24 protein-coding genes and 1 pseudogene are annotated in these 21,748 nt (G+C 71.6%); 11 read left to right on the forward strand and 14 right to left on the reverse strand.

Translation table 11 applies throughout. From position 1 onward, the window contains the following. Positions 1–18: 18 nt before the first annotated feature. Positions 19–1,161: a hypothetical protein gene (locus VF330_RS29350; protein ID WP_330854930.1), complete on the reverse strand. Its 1,143-nt coding sequence runs from the start codon at positions 1,159–1,161 to the stop codon at positions 19–21. Between the two features lie 36 nt (positions 1,162–1,197). Here VF330_RS29350 and VF330_RS29355 point away from each other — a divergent pair, with 36 nt between their 5' ends. Together VF330_RS29355 and VF330_RS29360 are read left to right on the forward strand one after the other, a co-directional pair. Continuing rightward, a complete protein-coding gene (locus VF330_RS29355) occupies positions 1,198–1,701 on the forward strand; it encodes a DUF6584 family protein (RefSeq protein ID WP_330854931.1) in 504 nt (167 codons plus the stop codon). After that, entirely contained in the window at positions 1,698–2,549 is an 852-nt protein-coding gene (locus tag VF330_RS29360) for a pyridoxal-phosphate dependent enzyme (RefSeq protein WP_330854932.1), read from the forward strand. Before VF330_RS29355 ends, VF330_RS29360 begins: the two co-directional genes overlap by 4 nt. Positions 2,550–2,773: 224 nt before the next feature. On the opposite strand, the gene mnmA is transcribed toward VF330_RS29360, so the two are convergent. The 7 genes from mnmA to VF330_RS29395 form a co-directional block, all read right to left on the reverse strand. After that, entirely contained in the window at positions 2,774–3,856 is a 1,083-nt protein-coding gene (gene mnmA / locus VF330_RS29365) for a tRNA 2-thiouridine(34) synthase MnmA (protein ID WP_330854933.1), read from the reverse strand. Beyond that, positions 3,853–5,022 carry a cysteine desulfurase family protein gene (locus VF330_RS29370; protein ID WP_330854934.1) on the reverse strand — a complete coding sequence of 390 codons (1,170 nt, stop codon included), beginning with the start codon at positions 5,020–5,022 and terminating at the stop codon, positions 3,853–3,855. The genes mnmA and VF330_RS29370 overlap by 4 nt, the downstream gene beginning before the upstream one ends. Further along, positions 5,022–6,365, reverse strand: coding sequence for an MFS transporter (locus tag VF330_RS29375; protein WP_330854935.1), 1,344 nt, complete (start codon positions 6,363–6,365; stop codon positions 5,022–5,024). The genes VF330_RS29370 and VF330_RS29375 overlap by 1 nt, the downstream gene beginning before the upstream one ends. Further along, complete coding sequence (locus tag VF330_RS29380) at positions 6,322–7,194, reverse strand: lysophospholipid acyltransferase family protein (protein ID WP_330854936.1); 873 nt, start codon at positions 7,192–7,194, stop codon at positions 6,322–6,324. The genes VF330_RS29375 and VF330_RS29380 overlap by 44 nt, the downstream gene beginning before the upstream one ends. Beyond that, on the reverse strand, positions 7,191–7,964 hold the full coding sequence (locus VF330_RS29385; RefSeq protein ID WP_330854937.1) for a GNAT family N-acetyltransferase: 774 nt from the start codon (positions 7,962–7,964) through the stop codon (positions 7,191–7,193). Before VF330_RS29385 ends, VF330_RS29380 begins: the two co-directional genes overlap by 4 nt. Positions 7,965–8,108: 144 nt before the next feature. Then, a complete protein-coding gene (locus VF330_RS29390) occupies positions 8,109–9,062 on the reverse strand; it encodes an electron transfer flavoprotein subunit alpha/FixB family protein (protein ID WP_330854938.1) in 954 nt (317 codons plus the stop codon). Between the two features lie 13 nt (positions 9,063–9,075). Then, complete coding sequence (locus VF330_RS29395; RefSeq protein WP_330854939.1) at positions 9,076–9,858, reverse strand: electron transfer flavoprotein subunit beta/FixA family protein; 783 nt, start codon at positions 9,856–9,858, stop codon at positions 9,076–9,078. Between the two features lie 214 nt (positions 9,859–10,072). On the opposite strand from VF330_RS29395, the gene VF330_RS29400 reads away from it, so the two are divergent. Both VF330_RS29400 and VF330_RS29405 read left to right on the forward strand, forming a co-directional pair. Continuing rightward, on the forward strand, positions 10,073–10,915 hold the full coding sequence (locus tag VF330_RS29400; RefSeq protein ID WP_330854940.1) for a DegV family protein: 843 nt from the start codon (positions 10,073–10,075) through the stop codon (positions 10,913–10,915). A 64-nt stretch (positions 10,916–10,979) separates the two neighbouring features. Next, positions 10,980–11,126 (forward strand): hypothetical protein, encoded by a 147-nt coding sequence (locus tag VF330_RS29405; protein WP_330854941.1) that lies wholly within the window; start codon positions 10,980–10,982, stop codon positions 11,124–11,126. On the opposite strand, the gene VF330_RS29410 is transcribed toward VF330_RS29405, so the two are convergent. The 4 genes from VF330_RS29410 to VF330_RS29425 form a co-directional block, all read right to left on the reverse strand. After that, the gene (locus tag VF330_RS29410) at positions 11,123–11,929 is read right to left on the reverse strand and encodes an isocitrate lyase/phosphoenolpyruvate mutase family protein (protein ID WP_330854942.1); all 807 of its coding nucleotides are present in this window, start codon (positions 11,927–11,929) and stop codon (positions 11,123–11,125) included. The genes VF330_RS29405 and VF330_RS29410 overlap by 4 nt on opposite strands. A 123-nt stretch (positions 11,930–12,052) precedes the next feature. Beyond that, on the reverse strand, positions 12,053–12,835 hold the full coding sequence (locus tag VF330_RS29415; protein ID WP_330854943.1) for a hypothetical protein: 783 nt from the start codon (positions 12,833–12,835) through the stop codon (positions 12,053–12,055). A 76-nt stretch (positions 12,836–12,911) separates the two neighbouring features. Beyond that, positions 12,912–13,466: a hypothetical protein gene (locus VF330_RS29420; RefSeq protein WP_330854944.1), complete on the reverse strand. Its 555-nt coding sequence runs from the start codon at positions 13,464–13,466 to the stop codon at positions 12,912–12,914. Further along, entirely contained in the window at positions 13,463–14,362 is a 900-nt protein-coding gene (locus tag VF330_RS29425; protein ID WP_330854945.1) for a hypothetical protein, read from the reverse strand. Before VF330_RS29425 ends, VF330_RS29420 begins: the two co-directional genes overlap by 4 nt. Positions 14,363–14,729: 367 nt before the next feature. On the opposite strand from VF330_RS29425, the gene VF330_RS29430 reads away from it, so the two are divergent. Beyond that, positions 14,730–15,572, forward strand: coding sequence for a DegV family protein (locus VF330_RS29430; RefSeq protein ID WP_330854946.1), 843 nt, complete (start codon positions 14,730–14,732; stop codon positions 15,570–15,572). Between the two features lies 1 nt (position 15,573). Here VF330_RS29430 and VF330_RS29435 read toward each other — a convergent pair whose 3' ends face one another. After that, the gene (locus VF330_RS29435) at positions 15,574–16,209 is read right to left on the reverse strand and encodes a TetR/AcrR family transcriptional regulator (RefSeq protein WP_330854947.1); all 636 of its coding nucleotides are present in this window, start codon (positions 16,207–16,209) and stop codon (positions 15,574–15,576) included. A 113-nt stretch (positions 16,210–16,322) separates the two neighbouring features. On the opposite strand from VF330_RS29435, the gene VF330_RS29440 reads away from it, so the two are divergent. The 6 genes from VF330_RS29440 to VF330_RS29465 are packed head-to-tail and all read left to right on the forward strand — an operon-like array spanning position 16,323 to position 21,607. Then, positions 16,323–16,985, forward strand: a complete 663-nt coding sequence (locus VF330_RS29440) for an SRPBCC family protein (protein WP_330854948.1) — start codon at positions 16,323–16,325, stop codon at positions 16,983–16,985. 25 nt (positions 16,986–17,010) lie between these two features. Continuing rightward, positions 17,011–17,352, forward strand: coding sequence for a hypothetical protein (locus VF330_RS29445; protein ID WP_330854949.1), 342 nt, complete (start codon positions 17,011–17,013; stop codon positions 17,350–17,352). A gap of 1 nt (position 17,353) precedes the next feature. Next, positions 17,354–18,091, forward strand: a complete 738-nt coding sequence (locus VF330_RS29450; protein ID WP_414675482.1) for a class I SAM-dependent methyltransferase — start codon at positions 17,354–17,356, stop codon at positions 18,089–18,091. After that, the gene (locus tag VF330_RS29455; protein WP_330854951.1) at positions 18,088–19,551 is read left to right on the forward strand and encodes a glycoside hydrolase family 57 protein; all 1,464 of its coding nucleotides are present in this window, start codon (positions 18,088–18,090) and stop codon (positions 19,549–19,551) included. Before VF330_RS29450 ends, VF330_RS29455 begins: the two co-directional genes overlap by 4 nt. Positions 19,552–19,555: 4 nt before the next feature. Next, the gene (locus tag VF330_RS29460) at positions 19,556–20,803 is read left to right on the forward strand and encodes a glycosyltransferase family 4 protein (protein WP_330854952.1); all 1,248 of its coding nucleotides are present in this window, start codon (positions 19,556–19,558) and stop codon (positions 20,801–20,803) included. Between the two features lie 48 nt (positions 20,804–20,851). Next, a complete protein-coding gene (locus VF330_RS29465) occupies positions 20,852–21,607 on the forward strand; it encodes an SGNH/GDSL hydrolase family protein (RefSeq protein ID WP_330854953.1) in 756 nt (251 codons plus the stop codon). Here the strand turns inward: VF330_RS29465 and VF330_RS29470 are convergent. Continuing rightward, a pseudogene (locus VF330_RS29470) lies at positions 21,570–21,748 on the reverse strand (acyltransferase); the annotation flags it as partial. The gene VF330_RS29465 and the pseudogene VF330_RS29470 overlap by 38 nt on opposite strands.

Here is a 21,748-nt window from a genome sequence, read left to right on the forward strand (position 1 = left end):
AACGCTGCCGGGACCACGTCAAACGCTGCCAACACCTGCCATCAGGTCCGCCGCGACCAGGCGCGCGGCCGCGTTCTGCCAGTTGTGCAGGGTCCGCTCCGGCACCTGCGTGACGAACCACTGCAACGCGCGGCGGTCCTCGGCGTCGAGGTCCTCCCGTTTGGTCCGCACCGAATACGGCCGGATTCCCTTGACGTAATAGAAGTAGACGGCGTTGTAGTAACGCCATTCGTCGCTCGTGCCGAAATCGCCGTCCGCGGGCTTGAGCCGGCGAATGCTGTCCAGCAACAGGCTTTTCAGCTGCGCCGCGCGGTCCAGCGGCGGGCCGTCGTCGGTCAGCGCGATCAACGGGCTCGCGACGAGCTTGCCGAGGTCGCCGTAGTGGCTCAACGCCTTGCGCGTGAGACGCGCGAACTCGGCGGGGTCGTCGGTGACCAGCGGCCGGCGCTTGGGCAACGACTCCACGGCCTCGCGCAGCTCGGCGCGTTCGGCGGCGACCGCGGGCACGGCGAGGCGGTCGACCACCGACGCGAGCGGGTTCGCGAGCACCTGCACGGCGACGGCGGCCGCGACCGTCGTGAACGCGAGCAGGTCGGGACCGCCGAACAACACCACCTGCGACCCGAAGAGCACCGCCGTGAAACCCGCGATCACCAGCGACCGCAGCATGTCCGCGCGGATCGCCTCGCCCTCCTCGACGGCGTCGGTGACGGCGACCAGCACCCCGAACACCACGAGGTCGAAGCCGATCATCGGGAGCGTCACCGCGTCGGGCAGCAGGCGGAGCAGGAAAGCGGCAGCAGACAGCCCGAACATCACTCCGACGAGTGAAAAGTAAGTGCGTTTCCTTATGGCTAGCACCGTCGACACGGCCAAAGGGAGCAACACGACCCACGGCAGCCAGAACGACGCCGCGAGGAACGGCACCACCGCGGCGAGCCACCACCGGATCAGGTCCGGTCGCGCCAGCAGCAGGATCGCGCCCGTCCACGCCACCGCGGGCACTCCGAGCAGCACCGGGTGCGGCACGACGACCGCCACCGCGTACCCGATCAGCCCGGCGCCCGCCCACCACAGCAGCGGTTTGCGGGGGTCGCGGGCGAGCAGGTAGAGCCCCAGCCACCAGGCGAGGCCGCAGACCAGCAGCGATAGGCCGAGCACGGGTCAAAGCTAGCCCCACCTGCAAAACTGTGTGCCATGCCGGTAGAGCTGACGCTCCACAAAGCGGCCGAGGAGTTGCGGCGAGGCGACCTCGCGAGCGTGCTTCGCGCACGTCAACGCGTCGCGGGACTCGTCGGCACCTATCCCCACCGGCTCGACCTGCGCGAGCGCCTCGCCGAGGTCTACCGCGTGCTCGGCCAGCCGGCCCAGGCGGGCCGCTGGACGTACCTGTCCGACGACCGCGACCCGGACGAGACCGCGGCCTTCGAACGGGCGTACCGGCGCGCGGAAGCAAAACTGGGAGCGCTCTCGTGGCAGGGCACCGTCGAGGACGCTCCCACCGAAACGGCGCGAACCCGGTTGGTGGACCTGCGCGAGGAGGCCCGCGAGGAGCTGCGCCGCGAGCTCGACGCGACGCCGGACGAGGAGACGTCCTGGGGCGGCTGCCTGGTCGTGATGGTCGGCGGCACGTTCGTGCTGGTGTGTTTCCTGCTGGGGATCGTGACTCTGGCGCAGTTCTTGTGGAAGCTGTTCACATGAGAGCGTTGTCGCAGTACGTCCGCCGCACCCCGGTCCTGCACGCGTCCGCCGACGGGCGGCCGCTGGTGTTCAAGCTGGAGCAGCTCCAGCTCACCGGGTCGTTCAAGATCCGCGGCGCGGTGCAGAAGTTGCTGTCGCTCGGGGTGTCCGAAGTCGTCACGGCGTCGGGCGGCAACCACGGCATCGCCGTCGCCCAGGCCGCGCAGCTGCTCGGCGCGCACGCCACCGTGTTCGTCCCGGTGACCGCGCCGGAGACCAAGACCCGGCGCATCGAGGCGTTGGGCGCCAAGCTGATCCGCCACGGCGCCACCTACGCGGAGGCCGCGCTCGCCGCCCGCGACTTCGGAGTCACCTACGTCGAGGCGTACGACGACCTGACGGTGATCGAGGGCCAGTCGACCGTCACGCAGGAGATCGTCGAGGACGTCCCGGACGTCGACACGATCTTCGTCGCGGCCGGCGGTGGCGGGCTCGTCGCCGGTGCCGCACTCGCTTCCGGCGGACGGCGGATCATCGCCGTCGAACCCGAGAACTGCCGCGCGATGCACAACGCGCTGGAGGCCGGCGCGCCCGTCGACTCGACGGTGAGGTCCGTGGCCGCGGACGCGCTCGGCGCCACCCGGGCCGGTTCGCTGGCGCTGGAGATCCTGCAGCGCAACAACGTCACGTCGGCCCTGGTGACCGACGACGAGATCCTCGCGGCGCGCGACCGCCTCTGGGAGGAGTTCCGGATCGCGGTCGAACCGGCCGGAGCGGCGGCGTTCGCGTCGTTCCTCAAGGGCGACGTGACGACCGATCTGCCCTGCGTGCTCCTGTGCGGAGCGAACTCGGAGTGGCGTCCCAGCTAGCCCGGCGGAACCGGCGCGCGCCCAACCGGCGCAACGGCGACACGACCCACACCGGCAGCTCGTCGCGACGGGCCTGACCGGCCAGCTTGCGCCGGTCGGAGGGGCTGACGAAGCACCGGAACGCGCTGCGGGCGCGGGCGGTCAGGTCCGACTGCGGGAACGTCGCGTCAATGAACGTCACGAGAGCGAACGCTAGATCCGCTTCCCCTGGCGCTACAAGCGATTTAGCTGGTCGCGTCGATGGTCGCGCTGGCCAGCACGACGTCGCCGGCCGAGTCCTCGCGGTAGATGGCCACGGCCTGTCCCGGCGCGACACCGCGCAACGGCTCGCGCAGCTGCACCCGCAGCACCCCGTCGACGAGCTCGGCCACCGCCGGGGCCGTGCCGCCGTGCGCGCGGACCTGGGCGACGCACTCCACCGGTCCGTCGAGCAGGACGTGCGCGACCGGCGAGGACGCCGAGATGCCCGTCACCGCGAGCTTCTCCGCCGCACCGACCCGCACGGTGCCCGACACCGGCTCCAGCGCCAGCACGTAGCGCGGGCGGCCGTCGGCGGCGGGACCGTCGATGCCGAGGCCCTTGCGCTGGCCGATGGTGAACTCGTGCACGCCCGCGTGGCGGCCGAGGACGGCACCCGTGGCGTCGTCGATCAGCAGACCCGGCCTGGTCTCCATGCGGTTCGCCAGGAACTTCTGCGTGTCGCCGTCCGGGATGAAGCAGATGTCGTGGCTGTCCGGCTTCTTCGCGACCGACAGGCCGCGTGATGCCGCCTCGACGCGGACGTCGTCCTTCGTCGTGTCGCCCAGCGGGAACATGGCGTGCGCGAGCTGGTCCGCGGTCAGCGACGCCAGCACGTACGACTGGTCCTTGCCGAGGTCGGCGGACCGGCGCAGCTCGGGACGGCCGCCGACCACCTCCAACCGCGCGTAGTGGCCCGTGCAGACGGCGTCGAAGCCCAGCGCGATCGCCTTGTCCAGCAACGCCTCGAACTTGATCCGCTCGTTGCAGCGCAGGCACGGGTTCGGCGTGCGGCCCGCCGCGTACTCCGCGACGAAGTCCTCGACGACCTCCTCGGTGAAGCGCTCGGCGAAGTCCCAGACGTAGAACGGGATGCCCATCAGGTCGGCCGCGCGACGGGCGTCGTGCGCGTCCTCGATCGTGCAGCAGCCACGGGCGCCGGTGCGCAACGTGCCGGGCTTCGCCGACAACGCCAGGTGCACACCCGTCACGTCGTGTCCCGCTTCGACGGCGCGTGCCGCCGCCACCGCGGAGTCGACACCACCGCTCATCGCCGCGAGGACCTTCACCGCTCGACCACCTTCCGGGAACGCCTCATGCCTGCCAGACCCGCCGTGCGGGCCCTCTCCACCACCGGACCGATCACCGACACGAGCTCCTCAACATCGGCGCGCGTCGAGGTATGCCCGAGCGAGAACCGCAGCGACCCGCGGGCCAGCGCCGGTTCGACGTCCATCGCGACGAGCACGTGGCTCGGCTGCGCGACTCCGGCCGTGCACGCGGACCCCGTCGAGCACTCGACACCGCGGGCGTCGAGCAGCATCAGCAGGCTGTCGCCCTCGCAGCCGGGGAACGTCAGGTGCGCGTTGCCGGGCAGCCGGTCGGACGGGTCGCCGTTGAGGACGACGTCCGGCACCACCGCGCGCACCGACGCGATCAGCTCGTCGCGCAGCGCCGCCAGCTCGACGGCGCGCTTCTCCTGCTCGTCCACCGCGATCCGCACCGCGCGCGCCAGGCCGACGATCGCCGGCACGTCCAGCGTGCCCGACCGCACGTCGCGTTCCTGGCCGCCACCGTGCAGCAACGGCGCGCACTTCACGTCACGCGCCAGCAGCAGCACACCGACGCCGTAGGGGCCGCCGACCTTGTGACCGGTCATCGTGAGCGCGGAGGCGCCGGACGCGGCGAAGTCGACGGGAACAGCGCCGACGGCCTGCACCGCGTCCGTGTGGAACGGCACACCGCGCTCCGCGCACACGCGGGCGATGTCGTGCACCGGGTTGATCGTGCCGACCTCGTTGTTCGCCCACATCGTGGTGACGAGCGCGACGTCGTCGTCCAGCGCCTCGGCCACGGACTCGGCGGACACCCGGCCGAAGCGGTCGGTCGGCAGCCAGGTGACCTCGGCGCCGCGCTGCTCCAGCCACTCGACGGCGTCCAGCACGGCGTGGTGCTCGACGGCCGAGGCCAGGACCCGGCGCCTGCCGCTGGCCCAGCTGATCCCCTTGACCGCGAGGTTGTCGCTCTCCGTGCCGCCGCCGGTGAAGAGCACCTCGGACGGCCGGGCGCCCAGGGCGTCGGCGATGGTCTCGCGGGCCTCCTCGACGGCGCGGCGCGCCCGCCTGCCCGAGGTGTGCAGCGACGAGGCGTTGCCCGTGGTGGACAACGCCTCGGTCATCGCCGCGACCGCCTCGGGGTGCATGGGGGTCGTGGCCGCGTGGTCGAGATAAGCCATCAGGGCTCAAGCGTAGCCCGCATGCGGGGCCCGGTCAGAATCGCTCCCACCACGGCCAACGCCGCCATGGACAGGTTCAGCGCGACCACGCCCGCGGTCGGCGCGGTCGCCACGACCAGCACGCCGCCGAGTCCGATCATGGTGGCCGAGCCGACCATGTCGGAGATCTGCAGCGCCGCCGAGTTGAAACCGCGGTCGGCCTCGGGCGACGCGGCCATCATCAGCACGCCGACGCTCGACGTCGCCATGCCCATGCCCGCGCCCGCGACGGCCCACAGGACCGGCGTCAGCCAGGCGGGACCCCACGACGGTGCGATGAGCGTCACGGCCGCGATGCCGGTCGCGGTGAACAGGAACCCGGTCCGCACCAGCGTGTGGCGCTCGATCTTCGGGTGCCGCGACGCCCAGTTCGACGCGCCCGCCCAGCCGAGCGCGCTCAGCGTCAGCGGCAGGCCCGACTCCAGCGGCGAGTAGCCGTGCACGACGGTCAGCGTGAGCGGGATGAACGACTCGACCGCGAAGAACGTGCCGGCGAGCATGCCGCGGGCGAGGATCGTGACGGGGAGGCCGCGGCGGGCCAGCAGCGTGCCCCGGGGCAGCAGGATCCGCAGCGCGGGCGCCAGCAGCAGCAACGCCACCGCGAGCAGCCACCACGTCCGGTGCTGCAACGCCCAGCTCAGGCCCGCCACGCCGAGGCCGACGGCCAGGGCGGCGACCGGCAGGTGGCGGCGCACCGGCGGGGTCGCGGAGTGCGGCGGCAGGCTGCGCAGCACCGGCACGAGCAGCACGCTGCCGATGAGGACCAGCGGCACGATCGCGAGGAACACCAGCCGCCAGGTCAGGTGCTCGGTCGCCCAGCCCGCGACGGCCGGTCCGACGAGCGACGGGACCACCCAGGCCGCGGACAGCGCGCCGAACACGGCGGGCCGGGCGTCCTCGGGGTAGGCGACCGCGATCAGCACGTAGACCGCGACGATCAGGAACCCGGCGCCGAAGCCCTGGAGCGCGCGACCGGCGAGCAGCACGGCCATCGACTCCGCCACGCCCGCGACCACGAGCCCCGCGAGGAACAGGACCACGCCGACCAGCACCGCGGGCTTGGGGCCTCTCCGGTCGGAGAGCCGTCCGGAGAACACCGTGGCCATGACGCTGGCCGCGAGGTTGGCGAGGAAGGGCCAGGCGTAGAGCGACTCGCCGTGCAGCTCGCGGACCATGGTGGGCATCGCCGTGCCGACCCCCATCGCCTCGAAGGCGAGGAGGGTGACCAGCAGCAGGATGCCCGTGGTGGGCCAGCGGCGGTCAGGCGACCAGAGGCGAGACGGTGCGGGCGCGGTGACTGTCACCCCTTGATGGTGCTATCTCCAGTTCGGTCGAGGTCAAGCGGTTTGATTGCTCTTCGGCAAGTTTCGCGAGCTCGCGGCGCGTCGCGGCGCGGCCGGGCGCGATCTCGTCGAGCACGTGCACCTCGACGACCAGGTCCCTGACCTTGAGCACGCGCCGGATCGAGTCGATGAGCGTGTCGCTGCCGATGAACGCGGGTTGCGTCGTGGGGTGGTCGCCGATCCGGTACTTCAGCACGATCGGCCGCACCGGCACACCGGCGTCGAGCGCGGCCTGGAACAGCGCGGGCCGGTACCGCCCGGAGGCGAGCCCGCACCACGTGGTGCCCTCGGCGTGGATGCCGACCGCGCTGCCGCCCCGCAGCGTCGCGGTGAGCTCGCCGACGGTCCGCGGCAGGTCACGCAGCTTCTCGCGGTCGAGGTAGACCGTGCCGACGGCCGTGATGATCGGGCCGAGCACCGGCCAGCTCTTGATGTCCTTCTTGGCGACGAGCTTGATCGGCTGCACCGAGTCGATCGCGAGCTCGTCCAGCCACGAGACGTGGTTGCTCACGACGAGCACGCCGCGTTCGGGGATCTCCTGGTACCTGCGGGCGCCGTGGACCCGCAGCCTGACCCCGAACGCCCTCAGCACCGCGTGGAACCACAGGCGGACGACGCGCTCCCGCTGCCTGCTCGGCAACAGGAGCGCGACCGCGACCAGCGCGCCGCACAGGATCGCCGTGACGGCGGTGACCGCGCGCCACACCTGCCTGACCTTGCCGACTTCTCGTGGTGTTCCGCTGACGCAGCCGTCGCCGCACGGCGACGAGGGCATCCAGGCGTGACTCATGCCGTCTCCCCCAGGAAGAACTTGAGATAGCGCTGGTCCACGTGGTCCATGCCGAGCAGGATGAACAGGTCGGCGACGCCGAAGTCCGCGTCGAGCGCGGGCCGTCCGCAGATCTTGGCGCCGAGCCGCAGGTAGCCCTTCAGCAGCGGCGGCAGCGCGGCCTTCGCGGGCCGCTCGACCGAGTCGACGTCCCACGGGTTGCGCGGCGTGACGCGGTACTGCTCGGGCGCGAGGTGCTTGGCCCGCACGGTGTCCCACACCCCGGCGGCGAAGCTCCCGCCGTCCTGCAGGGGGATCGAGGCGCACCCGACCAGCCACTTGTGGCCGCTCAGCAGCATGTAGCGCGCGATGCCCGCCCACACGAGGCTGACGACGGCGCCGTTGCGGTGGTCGGGGTGCACGCACGACCGGCCGGTCTCGACGATGCCGGGTCGCAGCTCGTCGAGGTTCGAGAGGTCGAACTCGCCGTCGGCGTAGAGACGTCCGGCCTCCCTCGCACGCTCCGGCGGCAGCATGCGGTAGCCGCCGACGATCCGGCCGGTGCGGTCGTCGCGCACCACGAGGTGGTCGCAGTGCTCGTCGAACTCGTCGACGTCGTGGCCGGGCACGGCGGTGTGCAGCGTCGCCCCCATCTCACCGGCGAACACCTCGTAGCGCAGTCGCTGCGCGGCGACGACCTCTTCGCCGTCACGGGCGACGAGGAGGGAGTAGCGGGGGGCGTCCCCGTCCTGCTGGACGGGGGTGCTGACAAGCAGTTCCGGCTGCGTCATGGGCACCAGGGTGATCCTGTGCAGGCGAATGACAGCAGGTCGGAACGATGACCGGTCAGTGGCAGGTCGGTGAACCGCGGGTAGTCGCGTGAACGCGGAAGGGCCGCCCCGTGAACGGGACGGCCCTGTGCTTGAGCGGGAGGCTCAGCCCTTGCGCTTCTTGACCTCTTCGGTCAGCTGCGGTGCGACGGCGAACAGGTCGCCCACGACGCCGAAGTCGGCGATCTCGAAGATCGGGGCCTCGGGGTCCTTGTTGACCGCGACGATCGTCTTCGAGGTCTGCATGCCGGCGCGGTGCTGGATGGCACCGGAGATGCCCAGCGCCACGTACAGCTGCGGCGAGACCGTCTTGCCGGTCTGGCCGACCTGGAACTGGTGCGGGTAGTAGCCGGAGTCGACGGCGGCGCGCGAGGCACCGACGGCGGCACCGAGCGAGTCGGCGAGGTCCTCGACGGTCGAGAACTTGTCCGCCGAGCCGACGCCGCGGCCACCGGAGACGACGACCGAGGCCTCGGTGAGCTCCGGGCGGTCGCCACCGACGACGGTCTCGCGCGAGGTCACGCGGGCGGACTTGGCGGCGTCCACGGAAATGGAGACCGACTCGTCCAGGACGGCGTCCGCCGCAGACTCCTCGGCCTCGACGCCGCCGGGGCGGACGGTGATGACCGGGGTGCCGTTGCTGACCTTCGCCTTGACGACGAACGCGCCACCGAAGATGGACTGCACGCCGGTGCCGTCGGCCTCGACGTCGACGACGTCGACCAGCCAGCCGGAACCGATGCGCACGGCGAGCCGGCCCGCGACCTCCTTGCCCTCGGCGGTCGCGGAGACGAGCACCGCGGACGCGTTCGGGGCGAGAGCGGCCAGCGCGTCGACCTTCGGGGTCACGAGGAAGTTGACGGCGTCGTCGGACTCGACGGCGTAGACCTTCGCGGCGCCGAACCGGCCGAGCGACTCGCGGATCTTCGACGCGGTGCCGGGAGCGCCCACGACCACGGCGGCCGGGGTGCCCAGGCGGCGCGCGGCCGTCAGCAGCTCGTAGCTGACCTTCTTGACCTCGCCGTCGACGTGGTCGACGAGAACCAGTACCTCAGACATGACTTCCCCTCCCTCAGATGAGCTTCTGGCCGACGAGGTACTCGGCGATCTTGGATCCACCGTCGCCGCCGTCCTCGACGCGCTGACCCGCGCTGCGCGGCGGCTTCGGAGAAGCCTCCAGCACCTGCGTCCACGCACCGGAGAGGCCGACCTCGGACGCGTCGATGCCGAGGTCCGCCACGGTGACCGTGGAGACGGGCTTCTTCTTCGCGGCCATGATGCCCTTGAAGGACGGGTAACGCGGCTCGTTGATCTTCTCGGTCACCGAGACCACGGCCGGGAGCGACGCCTCGAGGAACGCGACGCCCTCGTCGGTCTCGCGCTCGCCCTTGATCGTCGTGCCCTCGACGGTGACCTTGCGCAGCTGGGTGACCTGTGGCAGGCCGAGCAGCTCGGCGAGGATGGCCGGGACGGCGCCCGCGCGGCCGTCGGTGGCCTCGTTGCCGGCGATGACGAGGTCGACGTTCTCGACCGTGCCGATCGCCTTCGCGAGGACCTTCGCCGTGGCCAGCGAGTCGGAGCCGTGCAGCGCCTCGTCGTTGACGTGGATCGCCTTGTCGGCACCCATGGACAGCGCCTTGCGGATGGCGTCGGTGGTGCGGTCGGGACCCATGGCGATCACGGTGACCTCACCGCCGTGGGCCTCCTGCAGCTGCAGGGCCTCTTCGACGGCGCGCTCGTTGATCTCGTCGAGCACGGCATCCGCGGACTCGCGGTCAAGGGTGTGGTCGGCGTCGGTGAGCTTGCGCTCGGACCAGGTGTCAGGCACCTGCTTGACCAGGACAACAATGTTCATAGGTCCTCTTCGACCTCCTGCGGACGGGCGGCGACGCTGCACAGAGGACTTCAGACGTGCGCCGCCGGGTGTTCACGACCCTGCCATCACCCGGATGTTACCCGCCAGTAGCACCCCCGCAAACAGGAGCAAGCACCCCGCTAGCGTGACAGTAGTCACCCGTCGACGCCACCAACTGAGACCTAACCCATTCGGGCGACTAGGCTGCGGCGGCATGTACCGGCGAGAAGCTATCGTGACGGACTCCACGGCCTGTCTCCCGGCTCAGCTGACCGACCGGCTCGGCATCGAGGTGGTGCAGATCCAGGTCCGGATCGGCGACCACACCGACGACGAGTCCCGCGTCCCGGTCCCCGACCTGGTCTCGGCCATGCGCGCCAACGTGCCCGTGGCGACGATCCCGCCCGACCCCGGCGTGTTCCACTGGACGTACTCCGATCTCGCGGCGCAGGGCGTTCGCTCGATCGTGTCCGTCCACGTGTCGGGCCGCCAGTCGGAGACCGTCGAGGCGGCCCGCGCGGCTGCGGCCAGGGTCCGCATCCCCGTGCACGTCGTCGACACCCACACGTGCGGGATGAGCATCGGTTACGCGGTCCAGGCGGCGGCGAAGATCGCGGAGGCCGGTGGGGACGTCGAGAGGGTGCTCGCGACCGCGCGGAGCCGCTTCGACAGGTCGACCGAGCTGATCTACGTGGACACGCTGGAGTACCTGCGCCGCGGCGGGCGCATCGGTGCGGCGGCGGCCCTCGTGGGCGGTGTGCTGTCGATGAAGCCCCTGCTGACCATGACCGACGGCCAGATCACCCCGCTGGACAAGGTGATCGGCGCCGACCGCGCGCTCAACCGGATGCTGGACATCGCGGCCAAGCGCGCGGGCACCGGAGCGGTGGACGTGGCCGTGGAGCACTTCGACGCGGAGGAGAAGGCCTCGCGGTTGCTGCGCACCCTGCGGCGCCGCCTCCCCAACGTCCGCCAGTTCATGCTGACGCAGGTCAGTTCGGCCATCGGGGCCCACGTCGGACCGGGTGCGCTGGGCATCACCGTTTCGCCGGTGTGAGCACCGGGAACTCCGGGTGCGGTTTCGTCCGTTGAAATGGACGTAACGGACACCTGGAGGACCGATGGCGTTCATGGACAAGATCACCAGGTTCCTGCGCAGCCCGCAGGGCCAGAAGCTGCAGACCAAGGCACGGCAGATGGCCCAGGACCCGCGCAAGCGCGCGCAGGCCGAGCAGCTGCTGCGCAAGTTCCGCGGCAGGAAGCACTAACGCTGGAACAACGCGTTGAGGTCCCCGTACGGGATGCCGTTCTCGACGCTGCTGTACGTGCCCAGGGTCAGCATCTCCTCCGCTGCCCTCCTGGCGACGGCGTAGGCGGCCTCGGCCACACCGGACCCGAGGCTGACCCGCGCCACGCCCGCCTCCACGAACTCGTCGACGGCGGGCGCGCCAGGCCACACGAGGACGTTGAGCGGCGCGTCGACGCCCTTCGCGAGCTCGGCTGCCGTGGCGAGGTCGACCACGCCCGGCACGAAGATGCCGCTCGCCCCGGCCTCGAGGTACCGCGCCGCCCTCTCCAGGGTGACGCCGAGCCTGTCCGCCGGATCCCCGACACCGCGCAGGTACGTGTCGATGCGCGCGTTGACGTACAACGCGGGCGCCGCTTCCCGTGCCGCCGCGAACCTTTCGGCCTGCTCGCCCACGTCGCGCTGGCCCGCGCCGAGGCCGTCCTCGATGTTCACGCCGGACGCCCCGGCCTCCGCGACCGCCTTCACCGTCTCGGCGACCTCGCCGGCGGTGCTCCCGAACCCGGACTCGATGTCGGCGCTCACCGGCACGCCCACGGCCCTGACGATGCGCGCCACCAGGTCGACCGCGAGGTCGCGCTGGAGGCGGTCGCCGTCCGGGGCACCGAGGCTCCACGCGACGCCGGCACTGGTGGTGGCGACGGCCTTGGCGCCGGCGGCCTCGACGACGAGGGCCGACGCCACGTCCCAGGCGTTCGGCAGGACCAGCGGGCCGGGCCGGTGCAGGGCGTGGAAGAGCTCGGTGCGGTCAGCGGTGGAAGTCATGATCGAGTGATATCAGGGGGAGGCGGTGCGGGTCCGGCGAGTTTCGGACACGAACCGAAGACTTCCGGACACGGCCGGTTGGCGTCCGCCTCGCGCCGCATCCGTTGGGACGTCGGGCGATCGTCAGTTCGTGTCCGCCCTGCGCCGGACCTGTTCGAACGTCTGCAGGTAGCGGCGGCGGAAGTCCTCCCGCTCCAGCCACGTCGTCTGCTCGACCGGCTGGGGTGCGGCGGGCGGCGGCAGCTCGGGAATGTCGGTGCCGGCCGCTACCGTTGGTTCGGGGGCTTCGAACTCCCCCAAGGGGGGCGTGGAGTCCCCATCCCGATCGTATCCAGCGACACCGACAGTGTCCGGCGCCTCGACCGGCTCGGCTGCGGCAACTGGTTCGTTTGCCGCGACTGGCCTGGCTTCCGCGACTGACTCGGCTTCCGCAACCAGCGTGGGTTCGACTTCGGTGATCCGCTTGGTTTCCACGACCGGCGCGGGTTCGACGGCCTCCACCGGCTCCGCTGCCGACGCTGCTCCCGCAACCGGCGCGGCTTCCGCGACCAGTGGGGGTTCGGCTGACCCGACCGTCTCCGGAGCCGTCACCGGCTCGGCCACGACGTCCTGCTCCACCACCGGCCGCCCGACCACCGGCTGTTCGACCACCGGCTGTTCGACCGCCGACTGGTCCACCGCCGACTGGTCCACCCCGGGCCCACGCCGCGAGACCGGCTCCGCGAACGCCGCCAGCGCCGGCTCCAGCCGCGGCAACCCCACCACGGGGTTGCGGTGGATCGGCCGCGTCTCGTAGTCGTCGGCCACCGGCTCGACGGCCGCGGGCTTCTCCACCCACGTGCGCTCCACCGGCTGGTCCGCCGGGGAGGGCGCGGCGTCCTCGCGGCGCCGCACCAGCACGTACATCAGGGCCGCCCCCAACGTGAAGGACAGCGCGCACAGCCCGAAGACGATCCCGACTGCCCCTGCCATTGCCAGGCTCCTAGCTGATGAGGACGTCGATCTGAGGTCCGGAGTCCGCCGGCGGGCCCCAGACGGGGTCCACGACCACGCGGGTCGTGATGTCGCCGTGCACTCCCTGCTCGGCCAGGTACTGCCGCAGCAGACCGGCCCGTTCCATCGCGAGCACGTCGCAGCGGTGCGACGCGGTCTCGCCGTTCCACGCGTGCGCCACCAACGTCACGGAACCGCTGGCGTTGCGCAGGACGCTGGCGAGCGAGCGCCGCACGGCCTCGCCGCGGCCCACCAGCGACGAGGTGCCGGGCGCGAACGTGATGCCCTTGACCGCGTGCGCCGAGAACAGCTCGCGCACGGTCTGCTGGGCGGCGCTCGCCGACAGCACCACCGGCGCGGCGGGCTCCATCCGCAGCGGTGCCACGAAGTCCGTCACCGGCACCGGGCCCGCCACCACCACGGGCACGGCGGGCGAGGACGACAGCGCCGTCTCCAGTTCCTCGCCGTACACCGAGAAACCGAACGCCGTCACCGAGGCGGGCACCATCAGCGCGCCGACGACCAACGGCACCCACTTCTTCACGACGCGGCCACCTGCTCCGGGATGTGCACCGGGGCAACGCGGTCCGCGGCGACCGACAGGGCCGCGCGCGCCGCCGACAGTTGCGCGTGGACGGAGCGGCGCAGCTCGTGCAGCTCGCCGGTCTTCTCGGCCACCTCGGCCAGCCGGCGGTTCGCCTCGCGGCACGCCACCTTCACGACGAACTCGGCGCGCGCCCGCGCCAGGGCCTCCTGCTCCTGCAGGTGCTGCGCGGCCTCGTTGCGGCGCCGCGTCATCGTCAGCTCGAAGAACTGCTGGGACTTCTCGCGCTTGCGCTCGGAGTCGGCCTCCAGCCAGTTGCACTGCAGCGCCGTCTCGCGCAGCAACCGGTCGGCATCGGTCTGGGCCTGCGCCACCGCCTCCGCGCACTCGCGCTCGACCTCGTCGGCGCGCTGCCGGTGCTGGGCCTCGAGATCGGTGCAGCGGCGCTCCATCTCGACCTCGCGGCGCTCCACCGCCGCCGCACGGGACGCGCAGTCCTGGCGGGTGGCGTAGAGCTCCGACTCGGCTTCCGACCGCATCGCCGCCGCCTCGCGTTCGGCACCGGCGCGCAGCTCGGCCAGCTCGACGTCGGTGCGGACGCGGAGGTCGGCGCACTCCCGTTCGGTCTGCAGGCGCATCTCCGCGGTCTCGTCCTCGGCGAGGCGCAGCATGCGGTGCATCCGCTCGGTCGCGCTCGCGTGCGACCCCGACGTCGTCTCCAGCCGCTCGATCCTGGCGCGCGCCTCCTCCAGGTCCTGGCGCGTCATCTCCAGCAGCTTGCGCAGATCGGCCGCCTGCGCGAGCGCCTCAGCCCGGTCCAGGCTCGTGAAGCGCAGCTGCTCCTCGAGGTTCTCGATGTGCTCGATGACCTGACGCCGGTGAAAACCTCGGTACACAACGTCGAAAGCGGTGTGCAGCGGAACTAGTTCCTGCTCTTTTGCACCCATGGTCACCTACTCGCTCAACCGGGCCGAAGATTGGGCGGAGCTTACCCATGCCCGTTACACCCAACCAGCGTCGACAAAGGACGAACCGGGGCGTTCCGCCGTGCGCGACAACCACGGCTTGCAGCGCAAACAAGAGATCTCTAGATCAACTGCCAAGAACGTGCAGTCACCCGATTGTGTCAGGCAGCGGCCCATTTCGAGGGGGTTACCGCGCGCGTTCGTCGTGCACGGAAAGCAACCACTCAGGCCTAGATCACACGAATTGCCTTCGATCGTTGGTGGCTACTGCGATCACGCTTCGTTAACCTCCTCGTTCGTGCCCTCACGAGTAGCCGTCGTCACCGACTCGACCGCGTCACTCCCCGCGCGTCTGGCGGACCGGTTCGACATCATCACGGTTCCCGCGCAGATCACCATCGGGTCGGAAGTGGTCGACGAGGGCCAGCTGCCCGCGGACCGCCTGCTCCGGGCGATGGAGGAGCAGATCCCGATCACGACGCGACCGCCTGGCCCGGACGCGTTCGCCTGGGCCTACCAGGACGCGTGGGCCAGGGGCGCGGAGACGATCGTGTCGGTGCACGTGACGCCGAAGCTGTCCGCGGTGGTGGAGTCGGCCAGGCAGGCGGCGGCCAAGTCGCGCGTGCCGGTGTTCATCGTCGACTCGCACTCGACGGGCATGACGCTCGGGTTCGCGGCGCTCGCGGCCGCGCGGGTCGTGCAGTCGGGCGGCAACGCCGACAACGCGCGCACCGTCGCCGAGCAGCGCGGGCGCGGCGCCACCGGGATCATCTACGTCGACACGCTGCAGTACCTGCGCCAGTCGGGCCGGATCAGCGCGGTGGCGAAGCTCTTCGGCAACGCGCTGTCGCTCAAGCCGCTGCTCACGGTCGTGGACGGCGAGATCAAGCCGTTCGACAAGGTCCTCGGCAGGGACAGGGCACTGGGCAAGCTCGTCGACAAGGCCGTGGCGGTCGCGTACGGGCGCAACGTGGACATCGCCGTGGAGCACCTCGGCGCCGAGAGGGACGGACACGTTCTGCTCCAGCAGCTGCAGAAGCGGATTCCGAACGCGCGCGACATCGTTCTGACCCAGGTCAGCGCGGCCATCGGCGCGCACGTCGGCCCCGGCGCGCTCGCGGTGACGGTCTCGCCCTTCTGAGCTACAGGGCCGCGACCTCCTCCGCGAGCAGCAGGCCGGGGTCGATCCCCATCGGCGCGAAGTGACCGGCGAGCTCCAGCGAGAGCACGCCCTGCACGCGCGTCCAGAACGACAGGGCGCGGTGCACGGTCGCCGGTGACGCCGGCACCGCGGCCGCCCACCCGTGCCCCGAGCCCAGCTCGGCCTCGAACGGGCTCTCCGCCTCCCCCGCGGGCGGGTCCGCGCACACCTCCAGCAGCACCGCGAGGAGCTCGTCCGAGATCGCGGTGATGTCGTCGGGCGCGTGGTAGCCGGGCACCGGCGTGCCGTAGATGAGCAGGTAGCGGTGCGGGTCCTCCAGCGCCCACCCCCTGATGACGCCGGCCAGCGCCACCGCGGTGGTGCCGCGGTCCGCCGCGGCGCGCGCGGTGTCGGCGAGGCCGCGGTAGGCGTCCCGGATGAGCGCGGTGATCAGCTCGTCCCTGCCGGCGAAGTACCGGTAGAGGGCGGGGCCGCTCATGCCCATCTCCTTGGCGATGGCGTTGAGGGACAACGCGGTCACGCCGGCCGAGGCGATCTGCGCCCACGCGTGCCGCTTGACCTCCTCGCGCACCTGCTCCCGGTAGCGCTCCCGCGGGCTCCGCGCCGAGTCCGTCATCCGTTAGATCCTCTCACTTCCGTTATTGACTCCTGCTCGGCGGCACTCTACCGTCTAGTTCCAGTTACAGCTTCTAACTAACGCGACTGCATCTAGCAACAGGAGACGCTCCCATGACCCGCACCCGCTCCGCCCTGACCGCCCTCGCGCTGGGTACCGGCCTGCTCGCCGTCGCCGCCTGCCAGGGCGCGCCGACCGGCGCACCGGCCCCCACCAGCGGTTCCACGGCTCCGACCAGCGCCTCCGCGGTGCCGACGGGCGCGGTGACCTGCGGCGGCAACGGCATCAACCCCGCCACGAAGCTCAGCCACCGCACGGAGACGCGGATCAACGCACCGCTGAGCACGGTCTGGGAGACGCAGACGTCGATCGACGGCTGGCCCGGCTGGCAGAAGGCGGTCGCCACCGCGAAGAGGGTCGACTCCGGCGCCCTGCGACCGGGGTCGAAGTTCGAGTGGACCACCCCGGCGCCGGCGACCGCGACCACCGCCGCGACCACGCTGAACATCACCTCGACCGTGCTCGACGTGCAGGAACGGGAGTGCGTCCGGTGGCGCGGCCCGGCGATCGGCGAGGGCCTGCGCATCGACGAGGGCGTGCACGTCTGGACGTTCACCGAGGTCGACGGCGGCGTGCTGGTCCGCACCGAGGAGAGCTGGGCGGGCCCGCAGCTGGAGGCCGACCCGGCGACGTCGATCACCTACCTCGCGCCCGGCCTGGACTTCTGGCTGGCCGACCTCAAGGCCACCGCCGAAGCCCGTTCGCCCCAGAAGTGACCCGAGACCACGAGGAGAAACCGCCATGTCCACCCCCACCTCCGCGCACCCGTCGACGCCCGTCCTCGTCGCGGCCTGGGCCGCCCCCGTCATGGTCATCGGCGGCTTCGGACTGCTCTCCGGGATTCCGATCGCCGCGACGCTCGTCGCGAGCCTGCGCGACCGCCGCTCGAAGCACCTGCGCTGGTTCACCGGCGCGCTCACGCTCGCCTACGCCACCCCGTTGACGATGTGGCTGACCGGACCGAGCGAGGCGCCCAGCCTGACGAAGTACATGGACCCGACGACGACCTGGCTGCTGGCGGCGACCGGTGTCGTCACCGCCATCGCGCACCAGGTGGTTCGCCGGCGCTCTACTCACAAGTAACCTGGCGGGCGTGACCCTCCCCCTGACCGGCGAACGCACCGTCCCCGGTATCGCGGAAGAGAACTACTGGTTCCGGCGGCACGAAGCGGCCTACCTGCACCTCCTCGGCCACTGCGCCGGCGCCGTCGTGCTGGAGGCCGGCTGCGGCGAGGGCTACGGCGCCCAGCTGATCCGCACGGTGGCGCGGCGGGTGGTCGCGCTGGACTACGACGAGCTGACGTCTCAGCACGTCGCCCGCGCGTACCCGCAGCTCGACGTCCTGAGGGGGAACCTCGCGGCGTTGCCGTTGCGCGACGGGAGCGTCGACGTGGTGGCGAATCTGCAGGTCATCGAGCACCTGTGGGACCAGGAGCAGTTCCTCGCGGAGTGCCGGCGGGTGCTGCGTCCCGGCGGGACGCTCATCGTGACGACACCGAACAGGCTGACGTTCTCGCCGGGCCAGGACACGCCGCTCAACCCGTTCCACACCAGGGAGCTCGCACCGTCCGAACTGGACGAGATGCTGCGGGAGGCTGGTTTCCGCGTTGACGAACTGACGGGGCTGCGTCACGGGAGCAGGCTTGACACGCTCCTGAACGGACAGATCATCGACGCACAGGTCGAAGTCGCCCTGTCCGGTGCGCCGTGGCCCGCCGAGCTGAAGGAGGCTGTGGAGTCGGTGACGGTGCGGGACTTCGACATCACGTCCGACGACATGGACACGTGCCTCGACTTGGTGGCCGTGGCGGTGCGCGCGTGACCCCGGAGGCGTCGGAGGGCACGTTCTGCCTGGTGCTGCACAGCCACCTGCCCTGGCTCGCGCACCACGGCACGTGGCCGGTGGGCGAGGAGTGGCTCTACCAGGCGTGGGCGCACTCCTACCTGCCCGTCGTGGACATGCTGCGCCGGTTCGCCGACGAGGGCCGCTCCGACGTCCTGACGCTCGGCGTCACCCCGGTGCTGGCCGCGCAGCTGGACGACCCGTACTGCCTGCGGGGCGTGCACGACTGGCTCGGCAACTGGCACCTGCGCTCGCACTACGCCGCGGAACGCCTGCCGGAGCTGTCCGCGTACGAGCACCGCGCGTCGTCGTGGGCGCTGGAGCAGTTCGAAACCCACTGGCGGCACGGCTTCTCACCGATCCTGAGGTCCCTTGTGGACTCTTCGACGATCGAGCTGCTCGGCGGACCGGCGACGCACCCGTTCCAGCCGCTGCTGGACCCGCGGGTGCGCACGTTCGCGCTGCGGACCGGGCTGGACGACACCGCGTTGCGGATCGGCCGTGCGCCGGAAGGGATCTGGGCGCCGGAGTGCGGCTACTCGCCGGGCATGGAGGCCGGGTACGCGGCGGCGGGCGTGCGGCGGTTCATGGTCGACGGGCCCGCGCTGCACGGCGACACGTCGGTCGCGCACCCCGTCGGGTCGTCGGACGTGCTGGCGTTCGGCCGCGATCTCGAGGTCTCGTACCGCGTGTGGTCGCCCAAGGTCGGCTATCCGGGTGATGCCGCGTATCGAGATTTTCACACCTACGACCACCCGACGGGCCTGAAGCCGTCGCGGGTGACGGGCAAGAACGTCGCACCCGAGGACAAGCGGCCGTACGACCCGCTGCTGGCGCGGGAAGCTCTTTCGCGCCACGTCGAGGACTTCGTCGAGACGGTCGTGCGCCGGTTGCGCGCGATCGACGGCGGACTGGTCGTGGCGGCGTACGACACCGAGCTGTACGGGCACTGGTGGCACGAGGGTCCTCAGTGGCTGGAGGCCGTGCTGCGGGCGCTGCCGGAGGCGGGGGTCCGCGTCACGACGCTGCGCGGCGCCGTCGAGGCGGGGCACGTGGGCGCGCCGGTCGAGCTGCCCGCGTCGTCGTGGGGCAGCGGCAAGGACTGGCGGGTCTGGGACGGCGCGCAGGTCTCCGACCTCGTGTCGCTGAACTCCTCGGTGCAGCAGGAGCTCCTGGGCCTGGACTTCTCGTCGGACGTGCGGGACCCGGTGCTCGACCAGGCGGTGCGCGAGGCGTTGCTGGCGTTGTCGAGCGACTGGGCCTTCATGGTCACCAAGGACTCGGCCGCCGACTACGCGCGCTACCGCGCGAAGATTCACAGCGACCGCTTCAGCGAGCTGGCGGCGCTGGCGCGCGGCGGTCGTGGACGTTCCAGGGCGGCGGAGCTCCGCGCGGCGGACGGCCCGTTCGGGCAGCTGGACGCGCGAGGAATGAGGTAACGGGATGCGCGTGCTGATGTTGTCGTGGGAGTACCCGCCGGTGGTGGTCGGCGGACTGGGCAGGCACGTCCACGCGCTCGCGACACAGCTGGCCGCGCAGGGGCACGACGTCGTCGTGCTGTGCCGGCAACCGTCCGGCACGGACGCGGTCACGCACCCCACGACGGACGTGGTGAGCGAGGGCGTGCGGCTGGTGCGCGTCGCCGAGGACCCCGCGCACTTCGTGTTCGAGAAGGATTTACTGGCCTGGACGCTCGCGATGGGCCACGCGATGACGCGCGCCGGGCTGGCGCTCGGCCCGTGGCGCCCGGACGTCGTGCACGCGCACGACTGGCTCGTCGCGCACCCGGCCGTCGCTCTCGCCGAGGCGTTCGGCGTGCCGCTGGTGGCGACCATCCACGCGACCGAGGCGGGCAGGCACTCCGGCTGGCTGTCGCACCCGCTGAACCAGCAGGTGCACTCGGTGGAGTGGTGGCTGGCCAACCGCGCCGACTCGCTGATCACCTGCTCGTCGGCGATGCGCGGCGAGGTGGCGCACCTGTTCGACGTGGACACCGACCTCGTTTCGGTGCTGCACAACGGGATCGAGCCCGGCGGCTGGAAGGTGCGCCCGTCCGACGTCGGCAAGGCTCGGCGCGCGTACTCACCGCACGGCGACCCGCTGCTGCTGTTCTTCGGCCGGATCGAGTGGGAGAAGGGCATCCAGGACCTGATCGCCGCACTCCCCCGGATCCGCCGGCACCACCGCGGCACGCGCGTCGTCGTGGCCGGCGGCGGTTCGCAGACCGAGTGGTTGCAGGAGCAGGCGCGCAAGCACCGCGTGCTGCGCGCGGTGGAGTTCGTCGGGCACCTCTCCGACCGGTCGCTGGCGGCGCTGCTCACCGCGGCGAACGCGGTCGTGCTGCCGTCGCGCTACGAACCGTTCGGCATCGTGGCGCTGGAAGCCGCCGCCGCCGGGACGCCGCTGGTCGCCTCGACCGCCGGCGGTCTCGGCGAAGTGGTGCTGGACGGCGTGACGGGCCTGTCGTTCGCACCCGGTGACGTGGACGGACTCACGCGTGCCGTGCGCGACGTGCTTTCGGACCCCGCAGCCGCCGTCACCCGTGCGCGTGCCGCGAAAGCGCGCCTGGCAACGGACTTCAACTGGTCCACCATCGCGTCGGACACGGCTCGCGTCTACTCGGCCGCGGCCGTGCGCGAACCGCGGGTGCTCGGCCGCCCCAAGATCGCGACCGGAAATCTGTTCACCTAGGTGAGCTACAGTCGCCGGTCCCGTTAACCAGAGGTGACCGAGGACTGAATGACATACCAACGCTTCGTGGCGCTCGGCGACAGCTGCACCGAGGGCCTGGACGACCTGCTCCCCGACGGCCGGTACCGCGGCTGGGCCGACCGCGTCGCGTCCGTGCTGGACGCGCCGGGCTTCCGCTACGCCAACCTCGGCGTGCGCGGCCGCCGCATGGACCAGATGCTGGTGGAGCAGGTCCCGTCCGCCGCGGCGTTGGAGCCGGACCTGGTGGCGGTGTTCGGCGGCGGCAACGACGTGATGTCCGGCGCCACGCCCGCGCAGCTGGCGGAGCGGGCCGAGGCCCTGGTGCGCGCCGTGACGTCGTTCGCGCCCACCGTCGCCGTGTTCACGTTGAGCGACATCTCGCACCGCATGCCGTTCGGCCGGCGGATGCGCCCCCGCATCGAGGCCCTGAACACCGCGCTGCGCACGGCTTCCGCACGCCACGGCGCGGTCCTGGTCGACGTCGAGGCCGACTCGTGCGTGCACGACCCGCGCTTCTTCGGCCCCGACCGGCTGCACCTGTCCTCGTTGGGGCACAGGAGGTTGGCCGGGCACCTGCTGTCGGTGCTCGACATCCCGTTCGACCCGGCGTGGACGAGCCTGCCCGACGGCACCGCGGCGCCGTCGTCGCTGCGGGACCACTGGCGGTGGCTGCGCGACCAGGTGCTGCCCGTCGCCTACACGCGGACGCGCAACAAGCTGATCGGCCGGCAGCCGGGCGACGGCTTCACGCCGAAGCGTCCGAGGCTTCTTCCGCTCGCTTAGCCAGCGCCTCCTTGGCCTTGCGGGCCATGTCCGCGATGTCCGCCCGCCGCTGCGCGTCCGCCTCGTAGTCGGCCCGCCGGTCCCGCACCACGCGGGCCGGCATGCCGACGGCGATCTTGAAGTCCGGCACGTCCCCGCGCA

Origin of the sequence: Lentzea sp. (assembly GCF_036380075.1) — a bacterium.
In the GTDB taxonomy this organism is placed as follows: domain Bacteria; phylum Actinomycetota; class Actinomycetes; order Mycobacteriales; family Pseudonocardiaceae; genus Lentzea.